Here is a 17189-nt window from a genome sequence, read left to right on the forward strand (position 1 = left end):
AAAGATTGAGAGCACCCGTTTGTTTAAATGGGGGCTCTTTTTATTTATGGAGACCAAGAATATGCTTGTACTCGAGCTTCAGGTTTACAATCTGTAATAAGTGCACCTGGACTTGTCATTAATCCACTATCTACAGCTTTGTCCAGCTTGTTAAAATGTAAGCGCAACCATATTATCTATTGATTGGAGGAGTATGGCATGAAAAAGATTGGTGCAGGTTTTATATTCTTATTGGTGATGTGCGCAGCAATATCTACAACAGCTTTCGCTAAACAGCCTTATTCATCCTACTGGTTTCCAGAGCAATTGCTTCAGTGGAGTCCTGCATCCGATCCGGATGCGGCATTCAACCGGAGCACAATCCCGCTGCAAGATCGATTTGTGACAGATGGTGTCAACTCCCATGCGACCAAAGCGCCGAAAGTTATGGCCTTATCAGCTCTGAACTCGGGAACAAGTGGTGTGCCATCACAAGGTTCGGACAAATTTGAGGCTAACACGTTCTCCTATTGGCAGTATGTTGACAAGCTGGTTTACTGGGGCGGATCAGCTGGAGAAGGGATCATTGTACCTCCAAGCGCGGATACTATCGACGCAGCTCATAGGAATGGCGTACCGATCATAGGAACGGTATTCTTCCCACCTACCGTGTATGGAGGGAAATTTGAATGGGTGGAGCAAATGCTTCAACAGAACAGTGACGGCTCGTTTCCTGCTGCAGACAAGCTGATCCAGGTTGCGAACTATTATGGATTTGACGGCTGGTTCATTAATCAGGAGACCGAAGGTGGTGTGCCGGCTGACGCACAGAAAATGAAGGCTTTCCTAAGTTATCTAGAATCGCACAAGTCGGAGTCTATGCAAATCGTATGGTACGACTCTATGACTAAGGAGGGCAATATCAGTTGGCAGAACGCACTAAATGACAAGAATGCAATGTTCTTGCAGGACAATAATAAGAAAATTACAGACAGTATGTTCCTAAACTTCTGGTGGAAGGATCTTAAAAACTCCGCAGAGAAGGCCAAAAGCTTGGGAAGAACTCCATATGATCTGTATGCAGGGATCGATGTTGAAGCCAAGGGCTACGATACAAATGTGAACTGGAATCTGCTGTACCCGGATGGCGAGCCTGCCGTCACTTCCCTTGGTATTTATCGCCCAGACTGGGCTTTTAACAGTGCAGAGAGTATGGAGGATTTCTTCGTACGTGAGAACAAATTCTGGGTGGGGCCAAACGGGAACCCGGGGAACACCGTGAGCGATCAGGCATGGAAAGGGATCGCGAATGATGTGGTAGAATCCTCCCCAGTAAATAAGCTGCCTTTCATCACTAACTTCAATACAGGAAGCGGACAGAAATATTATGTCCGAGGGCAGCAGGTACGAGATAAAGGATGGAATAACCGAAGCTTGCAAGATATCCTGCCTACATGGCGCTGGATCGCAGACAGCAAAGGAACAGCACTTACTCCGAGGCTTGATTGGTCCGATGCATATTACGGCGGTAGCTCTCTGAAGGTATCAGGTGAACTGAGCCACAACAATGCCACACATTTGAAGCTCTACAAGACAGACCTGAAAATTGAAGCAAGTACAAAGCTATCGATTACGTATAAAACGCCGAACAAGCCAAGTCTAAAGGTTGGTCTCGCTTTCGCAGACCATCCCGACCAATTTGTCTTCCTTAACGTGAAGGATAAAGCTTCGTCAGGCTGGACTACCGAAACTTTGAATTTGACCCCATATAAAGGAAAACGTATCGTTGCGTTGTCACTGTACTTTGATACCAAGGATACGATCAGTAATTATAACATTCAAATTGGCCAGCTCTCCATCCATAATACTAATGATTCAATTAAACCACTGCCGGCAGTTCGCGAGCTTAAGGTCACTCAATCCGATTTTCGTAATGGAATTTACGGAGATGCTAGATTACAGTGGAAACCGCTTGATCAACAGGTGAAGCAATATGAAATCTATCGTGTACTGCCAGATGGCAGAGAAGTGCTGATGGGTGCAACAACGAATCATGTGTTCTATGTTCCTGAAATGAGCAGAATAGACAAGGAAACGGTCACAGAATTGAAGGTCGTTGCGATCAATGCAAGATACGAGCAAGGTCAGTCCTCCAGCGTCAAGATCAGTTGGCCGGCTTATCCGAAGCCAATCGCTGGGTTCAAGGCTGATCGGACCCTGGTGGCACCAGGTGAGAGTGTAAACTTCATTGACTTATCGACGGAAGTAACAGAAGGATGGTCATGGAATTTCGAAAGCGGAAGCCCAACTGTGAGTACATCTAAGAACCCTGCTGTAACGTTCAATCAGGAAGGCGTGTATAGCGTGACACTGACTGCAACTAACAGCGCGGGGCAAGATACCATTACGAAACAGGCGCTCATCACAGTAAGCAAAGAAGCTGGAGCGGTGAAGAATTTAGCACTTGGAAAAATTGCAACGGCTGATCATGCATGCGGAGAGAAGGAAGGAGCAACGAACGCCGTAGACGGCAAGTTTACTGATAACAGCAAATGGTGCGCACTTGGAAATCTGCCTCATTGGCTTCAGGTCGATCTCGGAGCCGAGCATCAAATTAGCACTTTTATCATCAAGCATGCACAGAGTGGAGGAGAATGGTCCGGGTTTAATACGAGCGATTATACCATTCAGGTGAGTATTGACGGAACGAATTGGACGGATGTCGTCAACGTTCAAGGAAACTCGGCAGCCGAGTCAACAGACGCGATCGCGTTGGTGAAAGCACGCTATGTAAAATTAATAATTCTTAAACCCACGCAGGGAGCCGATACGGCGGCGCGAATCTATGAGTTTGAAGTCCATGGGTTATAGCTCCAATGTAAAAGATGGAGTATAGTCCGAGTGTTGGTTATTGATTACTGGAATCAAAAAAAGAACCTGAGTCGTTTATCAGGTTCTTTAATATTGCATATGAACAGACACGATGATATAATCATATCACGTCTTTATATTATTTAGTGGACAAAGTTAATGCATCTTATATTAATAAGATACCATGCCGGTAAACTCTTGTCAAATGTTTTTTTCTAAATTTAATAGATAGGAGAGATTGAATGAGTTCTTTAGTTCTTGGGTTTCAGGAAATAGATCATACGCAGCTTTCGCTTGTTGGTGGAAAAGGGTTGAATTTAGGGAGATTATCAACTATCGAAGGAATAAATGTACCAGAAGGATTTTGTGTTACAACAGTGGGCTACCAAAAAGCTATCGAAAAGAACAAAAAGTATCATGCTTTATTAGATCAACTATCCATGCTAAATGTAGACGATCGAGAGCAAATTGGTGAAATCAGTAGGAATATTCGAGAACTTCTTATGGAAGTAGAAATTCCTTCAGATGTTGTGACAGCAGTTACTCACTATCTCTCCCAACTTGGTGAAGAACAGGCTTACGCAGTACGTTCTAGTGCAACTGCTGAGGATTTACCACATACCTCTTTTGCCGGCCAACAGGACACCTATTTAAATATCATTGGACGAGAAGCAATCATGCAGCATATAAGCAAATGTTGGGCGTCTCTATTTACGGATCGCGCAGTAATCTACCGAATACAAAATAGTTTTGATCACAGACAAGTTTATTTATCCGTTATTGTTCAAAAGATGGTTTTTCCACAGGCATCAGGAATTATATTCACCGCTGATCCAATGACCTCTAATCGAAAGTTGCTATCCATTAATGCCAGTTTTGGGCTCGGTGAAGCTCTGGTCTCTGGCTTGGTATCTGCCGATTGTTATAAAGTACACGAAGAGAAACTCGTCGATACGATGATAGCAACCAAAAAAATAGCTATCTATGGCATTAAAGAAGGTGGAACAGAAACCCGGAAAATCGATCTCGAACAGCAAAAGTCTCAAACACTTACAGAACAACAAATTTTACAACTGGCACGAATAGGTAGAGCGATTGAAGCTTATTTTGGTTGCCCGCAAGATATCGAATGGTGTTTGGATCATGATACTTTTTATATTGTTCAAAGTCGACCAATCACTACTTTATACCCGATCCCTGAAGTAAATGATCAAGAAAATCACGTTTACGTATCTGTCGGTCATCAACAAATGATGACGGATCCCATGAAACCACTAGGATTGTCTTTTTACCTGTTAATAACTCCTGCACCTATGCGTAAAGCCGGTGGAAGGTTGTTTGTTGATGTTGCACATATGCTTGCTTCACCTGCCAAAAGAGAAACTTTCTTAAATACCCTTGGAAAATCCGATCCGCTCATAAAAGATGCATTTATAACCCTAATAGAACGAGAATATATAAAATCGATACCAGATGAAAGAAAAGAACAGAGTCCCGATAATAGCAGTAAAGATAGGTCGTCAGAAGTTTTTCAGGCCCTAATCGAAAATGATCCGGCAATTGTTTCTGATTTAATTAAGAACAGTCAAACATCGATAGAAGAATTAAAACAAAACATCCGAACAAAATCTGGAGCAGATTTATTTGATTTTATTCTCGAAGATCTCCAGGAATTAAAGAAGTTCTTATCTAACCCACAAAGTACAAAGGTCTTTATGACTGCTATGAACGCTTCGTCATGGATCAATGACAAAATGTACGAGTGGTTAGGTGAAAAAAACGCAGCAGATACGCTTTCTCAATCTGTACCCAACAACATTACTTCGGAAATGGGCCTAGCGCTATTGGATGTTGCAGATGTGATTCGTCCTTACCCGAAAATAATTGATTATTTACAACATGTAAAAGATGATGATTTTTTGGATGAACTGGTTAAGTTTGAGGGTGGACGTGAGACTCAAGACGCTATTTATGCATATCTCAACAAATATGGGATGCGATGTGCCGGTGAAATCGATATTTCGAGAACCCGTTGGAGCGAAAAACCAATTACACTTCTCCCCATGATTCTCAATAATATCAAAAACTTTAAGCCAAATGCTGGCAAACGGAAATTTGAGCAAGGACGACAGGAAGCTTTGGAAAAAGAACAAGAGTTGTTAGATCGATTGAAGCAATTACCGGATGGTGAACAAAAAGCTGAAGAGACCAAACGAGTGATCAGTTTAATCCGGAATTTTATCGGTTATCGTGAATATCCAAAATACGGTATGATTAATCGCTATTTCGTTTACAAACAGGCATTACTGAAAGAAGCCGAAAAACTAGTAGAAGCGGGAATTATTCATGAAAAAGAAGATATATTTTATCTCAATTTTGAAGAACTTCACGAAGTCGCACGCACAAATGAACTGGATTATCAGATCATCAGTAAACGAAAAGACGACTACAATTTTTTTGAAAAACTTACTCCGCCACGTGTAATCACGTCTGATGGTGAAATCATAACGGGTGAGTACAAACGAGAAAATCTGCCAGCCCATGCGATTGTAGGTCTACCTGTTTCTACCGGAGTTATAGAGGGACGAGCACGTGTCATCTTAAACATGGAAGAGGCAGATCTGGAAGATGGAGATATATTAGTCACCGCTTTTACTGACCCTGGTTGGACATCATTGTTTGTATCCATTAAAGGCTTGGTCACCGAAGTTGGCGGACTGATGACCCATGGAGCGGTTATCGCTCGTGAATATGGCTTACCGGCTGTTGTCGGAGTGGAAGACGCTACCAAGCTGATAAAAGACGGGCAGCGAATTCGTGTGAATGGCACTGAAGGGTACATTAAATTATTGTAGAATTATTTTTAAAAAATTTTTATCGATGTTCTCTTTCGCTTATCTAAATTTCGGTTTAATGTAGGAAAAGGAAGTAAATGATATGGGGATATGGACAACCTCATAAATTATTCAACTAAGGAGAGTATAAATTATGATTAATAAAATGGGTCAAGTAATGTTATATGTAAATAATCAAGAAGAATCCAAAGATTTCTGGACAGAGAAGCTAGGGTTTGAGGTGATTTTGGACGAAACAAATGGCCCTATGAGATTTATCGAGCTTGCTCCGAAAGGTGCAGGTACTAGCATTGTTCTTCATAATAAAGAGTTGGTTGCCCAAATGAATCCTGAAATGAATCTAGGAACACCTTCTTTAATGTTCTTTTCGGATCATTTTGATCAATTGAATCAAGAGTTGAAGAACAAAAATGTTACGGTAGGAGATATTGTAGAGATTCCCGGTGGAAGAGTATTTAATTTCGCTGACAGTGAAAACAACTACTTTGCTGTAATGGAAAAAGGACAATAAATAATAGTGAGCCATGCAATAAAGCTATAGTTAAATAAGTTACGTCAGCAGCTAATCCAAATGATTAGCTGCTTTTTTATTCCCAGATTGGGCGTTAAAAACTTCAAAATCTTACTTGTTAAGTAAAGAATATCATGATATTCTGCAGAAAGAGGAGATGATCAGATGTTTGAGAAGGGATCGTTCCGACCCGTTCAATCCACTAAGTTAGTGGACGATGTTGTTAACCAAATCCAACATAAGATTTCAACAGGAACTATCTTACCAGGAGACAAATTACCTCCAGAACCTGAATTGATGCAATTATTTAATGTAGGGCGATCAACGATAAGAGAAGCAGTCCGTGTGTTAGTTCATGCTGGACTATTGGAGAAAAAGCAGGGTTTTGGAACTTACTTAAAATCCAGTCCTCTTATTCAAGAACCACTCACCCATCGTTTACTTCGTGCAGAATTGATTGAAGTCTTCGAAGCTCGAAAAATGATTGAATTAGAAATCGCAAGATTAGCAGCTCTACGACATGATGACACTGACTTATCCAACATGCGGAACCATTTGGATACTAGAAATATGGCTCTACAGAAGAATGATCGTGAACTGTATGCCAAATCGGATATAGAATTCCACATGGCTGTAGCGATGGCAAGCAAAAACGCTGTGATCATTGATTTATATAGAACCTTTACGTTTATTTTGTCAGATGCAATGAGTAAATTAAACCGTAATTATAGTTCTCATGATCCTCAATCCGATTACCATGAACAAGTTTATGAATCTATTAAAAATGGGGATCCAGATCAAGCGGTACAATGCACTCTGAGTATTCTAAATGGAACTCTTTCTGAGCTTTAAGTTCAATACAGACATTCATAAGGAGGGGAAATTGGGGCATGATTATATCTCTTAAAAATGTATCGTGGCAGCGCGATACAACCATGATCTTACGCGAAATGAATTGGGAAGTGAAACAAGGGCAACATTGGTGTATCGTCGGACTAAACGGTTCTGGCAAGACGACGATGCTGAACGTAGTGAACGGCTATATATGGCCGACGACTGGGCAAGTCGAAGTGCTAGACCACCGCTTCGGTGATGTTGATCTTAGGGAGCTGCGCAAACGAATCGGTTGGGTCAGCACCTCCCTGCAGCAGAAGTTATACGGACATCAGACTGCCCTGACCATCGTCCTCAGCGGGAAATTTGCAACTATCGGTTTATATGATAAGACCAATGAAGAGGATCAAAAGCAAGCCGAAGAATTGATGGAGTTTCTAGACTGCTCTTCCTTAGCCGTTCGTACATACGATACCTTATCGCAAGGTCAGCGACAGAAAGTCCTCATTGCCCGCGCACTTATGGCCAATCCAGATCTATTGATCCTTGATGAGCCATGCACAGGGCTTGATATTTTTGCCCGAGAACAGCTGTTGCAAATGATCGAGAAGATTACGAAGCAACCCGGCGGACCAACTTTGCTGTATGTAACGCATCATATCGAAGAGATAACACCCTGCTTCACACATACGTTATTAGTTAAGAACGGCGAAATCTACAAAGGGGATGAGACGGAAAACTGCCTGCAGTCGGATGTGTTGAGCGATTTCTTTGATACCCCCGTTGAAGTTCAGGAGCATCACAATCGCAAGTGGCTTACACTTGCCGGTGATAAGTAAGATACGCTGCTTGAACATCTTATACAATATAACAAAAGCTGCCATGCGATTGCTTGGCAGCTTTTGTTATTGTATATGGAAATAATCGTAATGGATCTAAATTAAACAAGAGGAGTCACAGCAACTTTAGGGGTTCATTTCATTGATATTACAAATACTGGTTCTTTATTTGGAGGAGAGATAGTACAGCTTTATATTAGTGACAAGATCGGAATTTCGTGGTGCATATCATTTGCTGACCTTACAATAAATCGGATTAGTAGGAGGTACTATGGAAGAGAACAGAATGTGGAAGGCAAATTGGATTTGGTCTAAAGGATATCCGTGGACGTCAAATCCGGGAACACATGAATTGGTGTATTTTCGCCGCGAATTTAACGTTTCTGATTCAGAGGGAGCAAAACTCGTTGTTGATATCACGGCGGATAGCCGGTACCGATTATTTCTTAACGGTGAATCCGTCTCTGTTGGACCCTGCAAAGGTGACCAGTTCAGCCATTATTACGAAACAGTTGATCTGAGCGAGCGTCTTATTACTGGAAAGAACGTGCTAGCAGTTAAAGTACTTCACTATGCTGCAGCCGGTCCCTTTGTACTTGGTGAAAGCGGTCCCATTTCGACTTACCGCGCTGTCGGAGGTGCAATGCTGCTTGAGGGTGAACTTATTGAGCAAAAAGGGTCTTCACAAGCTCTTCATACCGATGAGAGTTGGCATTGTAAAATGATGACTGGATTTAAGCTTGTCCCTAGCCCGATTATCTTTCACCTTGGCGGGTTTGAACATATCGATGGAAAGGGATTGGACCACGGTTGGGAAATGCCCGATTTCATTGGTGAGGGATGGAGAGATGCAACAATAGTTTCTAGAACAGACGATGAATATGGTCAATTAACACCTTGGCAATTGTCACCACGCCCGATTCCTTTATTAAACGAGACGTTGATGTTCTTCCGTGGCGTCACAAATGCTGATAATGTCTCAGCTATACCGAAATACACTTCATTTCTTAATGAGAAGGATTCGGACTCTCTGCGTGTAGAACCTGGCTGTTCTATCTGGCTGGAGATTGATGCTGGAGAATTAGCTACAGGCTATCTTACATTGGAAATGCGGGGCGGCCGTGATAGCCAGATCGGAGTTCAATATTCAGAGTCTTATGAGGAAGCCTCATCTAATCTCCATCATAGAGTGAAGGGAAAAAGGGATGATGCTAAGAACGGTATCTTAATCGGAGAGAGTGATTACTACACGGTGGCTGGAGTAGGCGATGAATACGTTGCGGAGCGTTATGAACCTTTTGAATTCCGTACTTTCCGATATATCAGACTTGAAGCAACTGCGAAGAATGAACCGCTCGAAATTGTTCGGCTTTCTTATAGAGATGTGGGCTATCCACTGGATATTAAAGCATCCTTTGCTTGTTCAGATCCGGATTTCGAACAACTCTGGGAATTGTCTTTAAATACGCTCAAAAGATGTATGCACGAAACGTATGAGGACTGTCCATATTATGAGCAAATGCAATATTCGATGGACACCCGACTTCAGATGTTATTCACCTATGCGCTTAGTGCCGATGACCGATTAGCCCGCCGTTCGTTGTTTGACTTTCACAGTTCTGCACTGCCTTCGGGCATACTACAGAGCCGCTATCCAGCTGAATATCGGCAAGTGATTCCGTCCTTTTCCTTATATTGGATTCATATGCTTAACGAACATTATCAATACTTTGGTGAGCGAAACTTAATTCGGCGTTATTTGCCTACAATGACTGGAGTTCTTGATTGGTTTAGACGTTTACTGACACCTGAAGGACTTGTTGCTCCGACGCCGCGTGCGTACTGGCCTTTCTTCGATTGGTGCAAAGAATGGCAGATAGGAACCCCTCCGGCACATAATCAAGGTCCTCTTACATTGCTCAGTCAAATGTTCGCAGCTGCCCTTAATACTGCTTCTGAACTATATCTGGCATTGAGTTGGGCGGATGCGGCGCGCGAAGCCAAAGAAGAAGCAAACACCATAAATGATGCCTTGCTACGTCACTGTTGGCGTACAGACCGTGGGCTTTTCGCAGATGGACCAGAGGTTGATGATTTTAGCCAACATACACAAATCTGGGGGATTGTATGCGGTGCTGTTTCAGGAGAGGAAGCTGTCCAACTGCTGGAACGTACAATCGAATACCCAGCCGAACAAATGACGCAATTGTCTATGCCTGCTTCATATGAACTATTCCGGATATTATCTCATCATAAATTGTATGACAAAGCTTCTGTAGTGATTGACCGCTGGAGAGCTTTTCTGGATCTGCATCTTACGACCTTACCAGAGGTGCCAGACGATAATAATCCACGCAGTGATTGCCACGCTTGGAGTGCATTGCCGATCTCAGAATTTCTAGGTGAGATTCTTGGTGTAAGGCCAGGGGCTCCTGGGTATTCAACCATCATTATTGAGCCCAAATTGTTAATGTTGGATTGGGCGAATGGCAAGGTGGCCACAAAACACGGCATAGTTGAAGTCGAGTGGACTCTGAAGAAAGATAATATTTTCCGCATTACGGGATTAGGACCGGAGAATATACCTGTTGTACTGATATTGCCGAATGGGGAACGCTTGGAGTTTCAGAACGGCGGAGAGTTTGATGCTTCGATCAAGTTTCCGGTAGTGGTATAGGTATCTAGAATAACTATGAATGATATCGAAAAGCGATCTCCGAGAAAGGGGGACGCTTTTCGCTCATTAGGGCAACATAATCCATCTCTATGCCATTAATCATTACTTGGAAGTTTAGTAGCTATTGCTCAACTCGTAGCGAATTACTATATTGACGGGGAGTCATTCCGATCTTTTTTTTAAATATTTGGTGAAAAAACTTCAGGTCAGCATATCCGACTGCTGCGGCAATTTCGCTTACACCTCTATGACCTCCAGAAAGCATACGGCAGGCAGCATCCATACGAATACTCTGCATGTAATCTGTAAAACTCATTCCCGTTTGATGCTGAAAAAGTCGGCTGAATTGCCGTTCACTAAGGTTCGCTTTGCTAGCAAGATCGCTAAGTTTAAGCCCGCTGGCATAATTATAATTTATATATGCAATGGCTTCATCAACTGCAATCCATTGTGGCTTCTCCCCTGTTGGTGTATTAAGCTGTAACCGATGTCTAAACAAGCCCGTTAATATTTGCACGACAAGAGCATCAAGGACAGCTAAATATCCAGGTGGTTTTGCCGAGAATTCACGAAACAGTTCACGGAACATTATATGGTATGCACCATTGATATCTTTCATAGAGAACCATAGCAATTGCATGTCTGTGAAAAATTCACAAATATCTTTAGCGTGAGGAAAAGTAACCTGAAGCTCAGATAAATACTCTACCGGAAACAAACAGTTGTAAACAATAAGCGGACGGTCTTTTATAGGTGTCTTAGGGCGAAATACGTGACTGCGTCCGATAGGTATAAAAAATAACGTACCGTGCTCGACAGGAACGGCCTCATCCTCAATGTAGTGAACCCCTGCGCCTTCACTGATATAAGTAATCTCGATAAACTCATGGGAATGTGCATTCAATTCGAACGTTTCGTAAGCCCTGTTCACATAAATTGGCACACCAGGTTCAAAAAAGCTATCTCCGGACATGACAAAGGTACTGCGTCTGATACTCATATCTTGGCCCCTTTCAAATTACCTAAGGCTAGTCTCATCGTATGAAAATTATGAATGAATGTCCAGATCCACCTATAAAAATGTCAGAAATACCCCCAATTCTATGTTAAGCGACCTCGTACAATAGAATTAGCTCTGCTGGATACATGAGCGACAATTCTATTCTTAACTGTTCTGGTAGGTTACCGAATGATTATAGGAGGTAGTTACAAATGTCCAATTTTGAGGTCACAAATCTTAAGGTGAATTATAGAAAAAATCCATTGGGGATTGATGATTTACATCCGCGGCTTAGTTGGTGGATCAGCACAGAAGTAAGGGGCTTTATCCAATCTGCCTACCAAGTTCAGGTCGCGATGATCCTAAATTTGTTTCAGAACTCATCTGGGATTCTGAAAAGGTAGAATCAGATAGCATTGTTCATATTGAGTATGCAGGTCCCGACTTACAGTCACGCACTCGGTATTACTATAGGGTTCGAGCTTGGAACGATCAAGGAAAGGTTTCGGAATGGAGTGAACCTGCATACTGGGAAACAGCCTTGTTGTCGGTCAAAGAGTGGCAGGCAAAATGGATAGCAGCACCCCTGAGTAACCAAGAGAACGGAGCGGATCCTTGCGATTATATTCGTACGGAATTTTCAATCCCTGACAATGTCGTATCAGCACGTGTGTATGCAACCTCGCTTGGATTGTACCGCCTTTATATTAATGGTATTCCAGCAGATAACACACTATTTAATCCCGGTTGGACCAGTTATAACAACAGGCTTCAATATCAGACCTATGACGTGACGTCATTGATTGCTGCTGGTGGCAACGCGCTTGGTTGTATTCTGGGAAACGGATGGTATAAAGGGTATCTAGCTTGGGAAGGAAAGAAAGACATCTTCGGTAATGCTCGTGCTGTGCTAATCCAGCTACACGTCACATTATCCGATGGTTCTGAACATATCATTGTATCGGATGAGAAATGGCGAACTTCGACAGGTCCACTCTTGATGTCGGAATTATATCATGGCGAAACATATGATGCGAGGCTCGAGAAAGAAGGATGGTCTTCTCCCGGTTTTGAGGATTTAAAGTGGCAAAAGACTATTCTCAAGGACCGTCCAGAAGCTACATTGGTTGCTCAGGAAAACGAACCGACTAGGGTTATAGAAACCATCAAGCCTATCGCTGTCATTACTACACCTAAAGGCGAACACGTGCTGGATATGGGACAAAATATGGTTGGATGGGTAAGGTTTATGGTTCATGCTGAAGCAGGAACCATAGTTACTTTAGAACATGCTGAGGTCTTGGACCGCGAGGGGAACTTCTACATCGGTAATTTACGATCGGCAAAACAGACTGTTACTTATGTATGCCGAGGCGGAGAGGAAGAAACATTTGAGCCGTATTTATCCTTCCAAGGATTCCGTTATGTAAAAGTGACTGGTATACCGCAAGATCAATTATTGGAAATATTCATCGGCTGCGTCATCCATACGGACTTAGAGCAAACGGGCAAGTTCAACTGCTCAGATGAACTCTTAAATCAACTTCAGCACAACATCTTATGGGGACAAAAGGGGAATTTTCTAGATATCCCTACAGATTGCCCTCAACGAGACGAAAGATTGGGATGGACGGGGGATGCTCAAGTTTTTATTCGCACAGCTGCCTTCAACATGAATGTCGTTCCGTTCTTTGAAAAGTGGCTAAAGGATTTGGCCGCGGATCAAGAAGAGGACGGAAGAGTTCCACACGTCATTCCAGATGTACCAGCGGCAGGATACGGCTCTGCTGCTTGGGGAGACGCCGCGGTGATTTGTCCTTGGACGCTTTATCAATGTTATGGGGACATTCGTGTGCTGAAAACGCAATATCCAAGTATGAAAGCTTGGGTCGAGTATATTCGGGTGCAAGGTGAAGACGAATATCTATGGAATACAGGTTTTCACTTCGGAGATTGGTTAGGTCTAGATGCCAAAGAAAACAGCTACGTCGGAGCAACTCCAAAAGAGTTGATCGCTACCGCGTTCTATGCTTATTCAACGGAATTGCTAGCTAAGACAGCGACTGTCATTGGAAAACCCGAAGATGCCTTAAAATATGAAGCATTGCATGAGAAGATTGTTCTGGCATTCCGTCAAGAGTTTGTAACGCCAAATGGGCGGGTGGCATCACCGACACAAACTGCGTATACACTCGCCCTTATGTTTGACTTATTGGAGGATAAGGATCGTCATCGTACAGCCAAGATGCTAGCAGACCACATCGAAGAAAATGGAGTGCACTTGACGACCGGTTTTGTGGGTACTCCGTATCTGTGTCTAGTCCTCTCTAGATTCGGTTACACGGATTTAGCCTACCAATTGGTACTGCAAAAAGAGTATCCTTCATGGTTATATTCCGTAATTCAAGGAGCCACAACCATTTGGGAACATTGGGATGGAATAAAACAGGACGGTTCGTTCTGGAGCGATGATATGAACTCCTTTAACCATTATGCTTACGGCGCTATAGGAGATTGGCTCTATCGCACTGCCGGTGGTATCGAACTATTGGAACCAGGCTACAAAAAAATACGGATCCAACCGCAAATCGGGGAACATTTATCGTGGATTGATGCTTCGCTTGAATCTGTCCATGGAACGATCAAGGTAACTTGGAAAAAACAGAATGAAGCTTCAGTAGAAATGCAAGTATTGATACCATCTAATACAACAGCTGAGGTTATGATTCCAACGATGAAGCAGGAGAATATTTTGGAGTCTGGGATCCCAATAGAACAAGTTATAGGTCTGTCTAGTGTGGAACAAATGCCAAAAGGCCAAAAACTAATCATTGGATCTGGAAATTATCAATTTACGTATCCAATAAGCTAGAAATGATATAACCTTCTACTTTGCAGACAAGCCAAATAGGCTTGTTTTTTTTATTCAGTTGTTGTCGAGTATAATAAACTTAACCTATAGTAAAATAGATAAATAAGATTGGAGTGAACGACAGATTGAAGGTCATTATATTTGGCGCTAGCGTAATGTCATACGTTATTCGTCGATATTGATCTTCTTTCATACCCTGAGATGCTCTGGATGTTTACGACCTATTGTAACTATTTCTCGCACTCTGTCATCTAATATACACTCCTGCAGTGCACTTAGACCTACCATTCCCGTAATAATAAGAAATTACAGCATTAAGCCAAAAAAACACATAACATACGTAGTCGCCTTTTCGGCGGCTTATTTGATTTAACCAAATAAATCATCGAAAATCTTATCTTACAAAAAGAGTTCCCATTAACAATATTCAATAATAAATTTTGAGATTAGGTTAAAAAAGCGTATTTGTTGACAAATAGTCTAATTAGACTAATAATATAGACAGTCTAATTAGACTAATGAAGAGAGGATGAGAATAATGGTCAAATCATTTTTAATGATTGGTCAGTCAAATATGGCTGGACGAGGATTTATACATGAAGTACCCCCATCTATAACGAAAGAATACAAATGTTGCGTAATGGTAGATGGCAAATGATGGCTGAACCTATTAATTATGACCGTCCTGTTTCAGGAATAAGTCTTGCTGGATCATTTGCGGATGCATGGTGTCGTGAAAATGAAGAAGACATTATTGGCTTAATTCCTTGCGCTGAGGGAGGGAGCACCATTGATGAATGGGCAGTAGATGGGGCACTTTTTAAACATGCATTACAAGAAACTAAATTTGCAATGAAGAATAGTGAATTATCGGGGATTTTATGGCATCAAGGAGAAAGTGATAGTAGTAACGGCAACTATAAAGTCTATTATCAGAAATTACTTCAGATTGTTACGGCGCTAAGAAAAGAGTTAGAGGCTCCAAATATTCCATTTATCATTGGTGGTTTAGGGGATTTTTTAGGCAAAAAAGGATTTGGGAAACATTGCACGGAATATGCGTTAATGAATCAAGAATTACAAAAATTCGCTTTTGAACAAGATAATTGTTACTTTGTTACAGCTTCAGGTTTAACTTCTAATCCGGATGGGATTCATATCGATGCAATATCTCAAAGAAAATTCGGGTTACGATATTTTGAAGCCTTTATTAATAAGCAACATGTACTTGAGCCGTTAATGAATGAACATGAATTGTTAAGTCTCCATAATGCAAGAATACACACTAAAGCGGAAAAAATATATATATTGAGTATGGATTTTGCATTAGGAAAAATATCATTTGATGAATTTCAAGCCCAGTTCATACAAATCAACAATGATTAAACCTAATAGTATTTTGACGGAGGTGTTTATTTGATAATATTACTAATTTTAGGATTATTAAAACAAAATCCAGGGGCTCACGGTTATGAATTGTTATCCTTAATGGAAGAAAAACACTATAAATATATAGTCAATTTTGAAGTGCACCCCTTAGAATAGACATTGGAAAAAACCCCTGGTTTATCCGATGAAATTCTAGGGGGTGCATTTTTATGGCGATTAAAGGACAGAAGTTTAAAAATTACTCAGATGAGATTAAAAAAGAGGCCATTCGTTTACATGTGGAGGAAAGATGGACTTATCGGAAAATTACGGAGCATTTTGAGATACAAGATCAAGGACGGGTAAAGAGATGGATGAAGAAATACCGAGAGCTAGGGGAATTTGGGCTACTAGATCAACGGGGGCGTCGTATTGAATATATCGATCAAGATAGGTATGTTCAAAAGCTCAAACGGGAAAATGAAATGCTAAAAAAGTGTTTGGAAATCTGGATGCAGGAGGTGAAACGCACAAATATAGAGTCATTGAGAACGCTGCAAAAGAGTATGCCGTTAGCAACCTGTGTAAACTCTTTAGGGTCTCTAGAAGTGGATACTACGCTTTCCTGAAGCGCAAAGGAACAGATCGGGATCAGGAAGCAAAGGCGCTCATTCAGAAGGTCTATGAAAGGTATGAAGGAGTCTACGGTTATCGCCAAATTCAATTGTTCTTGCTACAAGACCACGGGGTTTGGATGAATCATAAGAAGGTACTCAGAATTATGCAGGATTTAGGCATTCGTTCGAGGATCCGCCGAAAACATCGTTGTAATTATGCTACTTCTGAAGGAGACCGTGTGGCGAAAAATATTTTGAAACGGGATTTCAAAGCGGATGCTCCCAACCAAAAATGGGTGACAGACATTACGCAATATCGTGTAGGCGAAAAGTGGCTCTATCTTTCTGCGATTAAAGATTTATTCAATAACGAAATTATCGCTTATCAAATGAGCGCTAGGAACGACAACGAACTGGTTCTCCGGACCTTTGAGCAGGCGTGGAGTCAGCAAAAAGACGTGACTGGACTGATCGTTCACAGCGATCAGGGATTCCAATACACGTCTCATGCATACCACGACATGCTGCCAAAGGTTGGGGCCCGAATCAGCATGTCTCGCCGAGGCAATTGTTATGACAACGCCTCTATGGAGAGCTTCTTCTCGCATCTCAAAACGGAAGGACTCTATCCTTATGATATCCGAAATATGGATGAGGCACAAAGGAAAATTGAAGATTACATTCGATTTTATAACCAACATCGGCCACAACGAAGGTTAAATAAGCTGCCTCCGGTAGAGTACCGGAAACAGCTTATTGCCTAGGG

Annotated in this window: 10 protein-coding genes and 3 pseudogenes; 12 read left to right on the plus strand and 1 reads right to left on the minus strand. The window is 41.9% G+C overall.

Annotated elements, in window-relative coordinates; translation table 11 throughout:
- Window positions 1-198: 198 nt before the first annotated feature.
- The 6 genes from R50345_RS15100 (at window position 199) to R50345_RS15125 (ending at window position 10566) form a co-directional block, all read left to right on the plus strand.
- Window positions 199-2850, plus strand: coding sequence for an endo-beta-N-acetylglucosaminidase (locus tag R50345_RS15100; protein WP_042127837.1), 2652 nt, complete (start codon window positions 199-201; stop codon window positions 2848-2850).
- Between the two features lie 242 nt (window positions 2851-3092).
- Window positions 3093-5705 (plus strand): phosphoenolpyruvate synthase, encoded by a 2613-nt coding sequence (ppsA, locus tag R50345_RS15105; RefSeq protein ID WP_042127839.1) that lies wholly within the window; start codon window positions 3093-3095, stop codon window positions 5703-5705.
- A 133-nt stretch (window positions 5706-5838) separates the two neighbouring features.
- On the plus strand, window positions 5839-6216 hold the full coding sequence (locus R50345_RS15110; protein ID WP_042127841.1) for a VOC family protein: 378 nt from the start codon (window positions 5839-5841) through the stop codon (window positions 6214-6216).
- Window positions 6217-6381: 165 nt separating this feature from the next.
- Window positions 6382-7068 (plus strand): FadR/GntR family transcriptional regulator, encoded by a 687-nt coding sequence (locus R50345_RS15115; RefSeq protein ID WP_042127843.1) that lies wholly within the window; start codon window positions 6382-6384, stop codon window positions 7066-7068.
- A gap of 38 nt (window positions 7069-7106) precedes the next feature.
- Window positions 7107-7889: an ABC transporter ATP-binding protein gene (locus R50345_RS15120; RefSeq protein WP_042127845.1), complete on the plus strand. Its 783-nt coding sequence runs from the start codon at window positions 7107-7109 to the stop codon at window positions 7887-7889.
- Between the two features lie 271 nt (window positions 7890-8160).
- Window positions 8161-10566 (plus strand): alpha-L-rhamnosidase-related protein, encoded by a 2406-nt coding sequence (locus tag R50345_RS15125; protein WP_042127847.1) that lies wholly within the window; start codon window positions 8161-8163, stop codon window positions 10564-10566.
- A 121-nt stretch (window positions 10567-10687) separates the two neighbouring features.
- On the opposite strand, the gene R50345_RS15130 is transcribed toward R50345_RS15125, so the two are convergent.
- Window positions 10688-11566 (minus strand): AraC family transcriptional regulator, encoded by an 879-nt coding sequence (locus tag R50345_RS15130; RefSeq protein ID WP_042127849.1) that lies wholly within the window; start codon window positions 11564-11566, stop codon window positions 10688-10690.
- Between the two features lie 212 nt (window positions 11567-11778).
- On the opposite strand from R50345_RS15130, the pseudogene R50345_RS32435 reads away from it, so the two are divergent.
- The 6 genes and pseudogenes from R50345_RS32435 to R50345_RS15150 form a co-directional block, all read left to right on the plus strand.
- A pseudogene (locus tag R50345_RS32435) lies at window positions 11779-11865 on the plus strand (hypothetical protein); the annotation flags it as partial.
- On the plus strand, window positions 11865-14438 hold the full coding sequence (locus R50345_RS15135) for a family 78 glycoside hydrolase catalytic domain (RefSeq protein ID WP_231573765.1): 2574 nt from the start codon (window positions 11865-11867) through the stop codon (window positions 14436-14438). The pseudogene R50345_RS32435 and the gene R50345_RS15135, both read left to right, overlap by 1 nt.
- A 538-nt stretch (window positions 14439-14976) precedes the next feature.
- Window positions 14977-15824, plus strand: a pseudogene (locus R50345_RS15140) (sialate O-acetylesterase).
- Window positions 15825-15854: 30 nt separating this feature from the next.
- Window positions 15855-15962, plus strand: a pseudogene (locus tag R50345_RS31960) (PadR family transcriptional regulator); the annotation flags it as partial.
- A 74-nt stretch (window positions 15963-16036) separates the two neighbouring features.
- On the plus strand, window positions 16037-16435 hold the full coding sequence (locus R50345_RS31965; RefSeq protein WP_042123336.1) for a helix-turn-helix domain-containing protein: 399 nt from the start codon (window positions 16037-16039) through the stop codon (window positions 16433-16435).
- Window positions 16387-17187 (plus strand): IS3 family transposase, encoded by an 801-nt coding sequence (locus R50345_RS15150; protein WP_231574208.1) that lies wholly within the window; start codon window positions 16387-16389, stop codon window positions 17185-17187. Before R50345_RS31965 ends, R50345_RS15150 begins: the two co-directional genes overlap by 49 nt.
- Window positions 17188-17189: the final 2 nt, after the last annotated feature.

This window comes from Paenibacillus sp. FSL R5-0345, from assembly GCF_000758585.1.
GTDB lineage: Bacteria > Bacillota > Bacilli > Paenibacillales > Paenibacillaceae > Paenibacillus_AQ.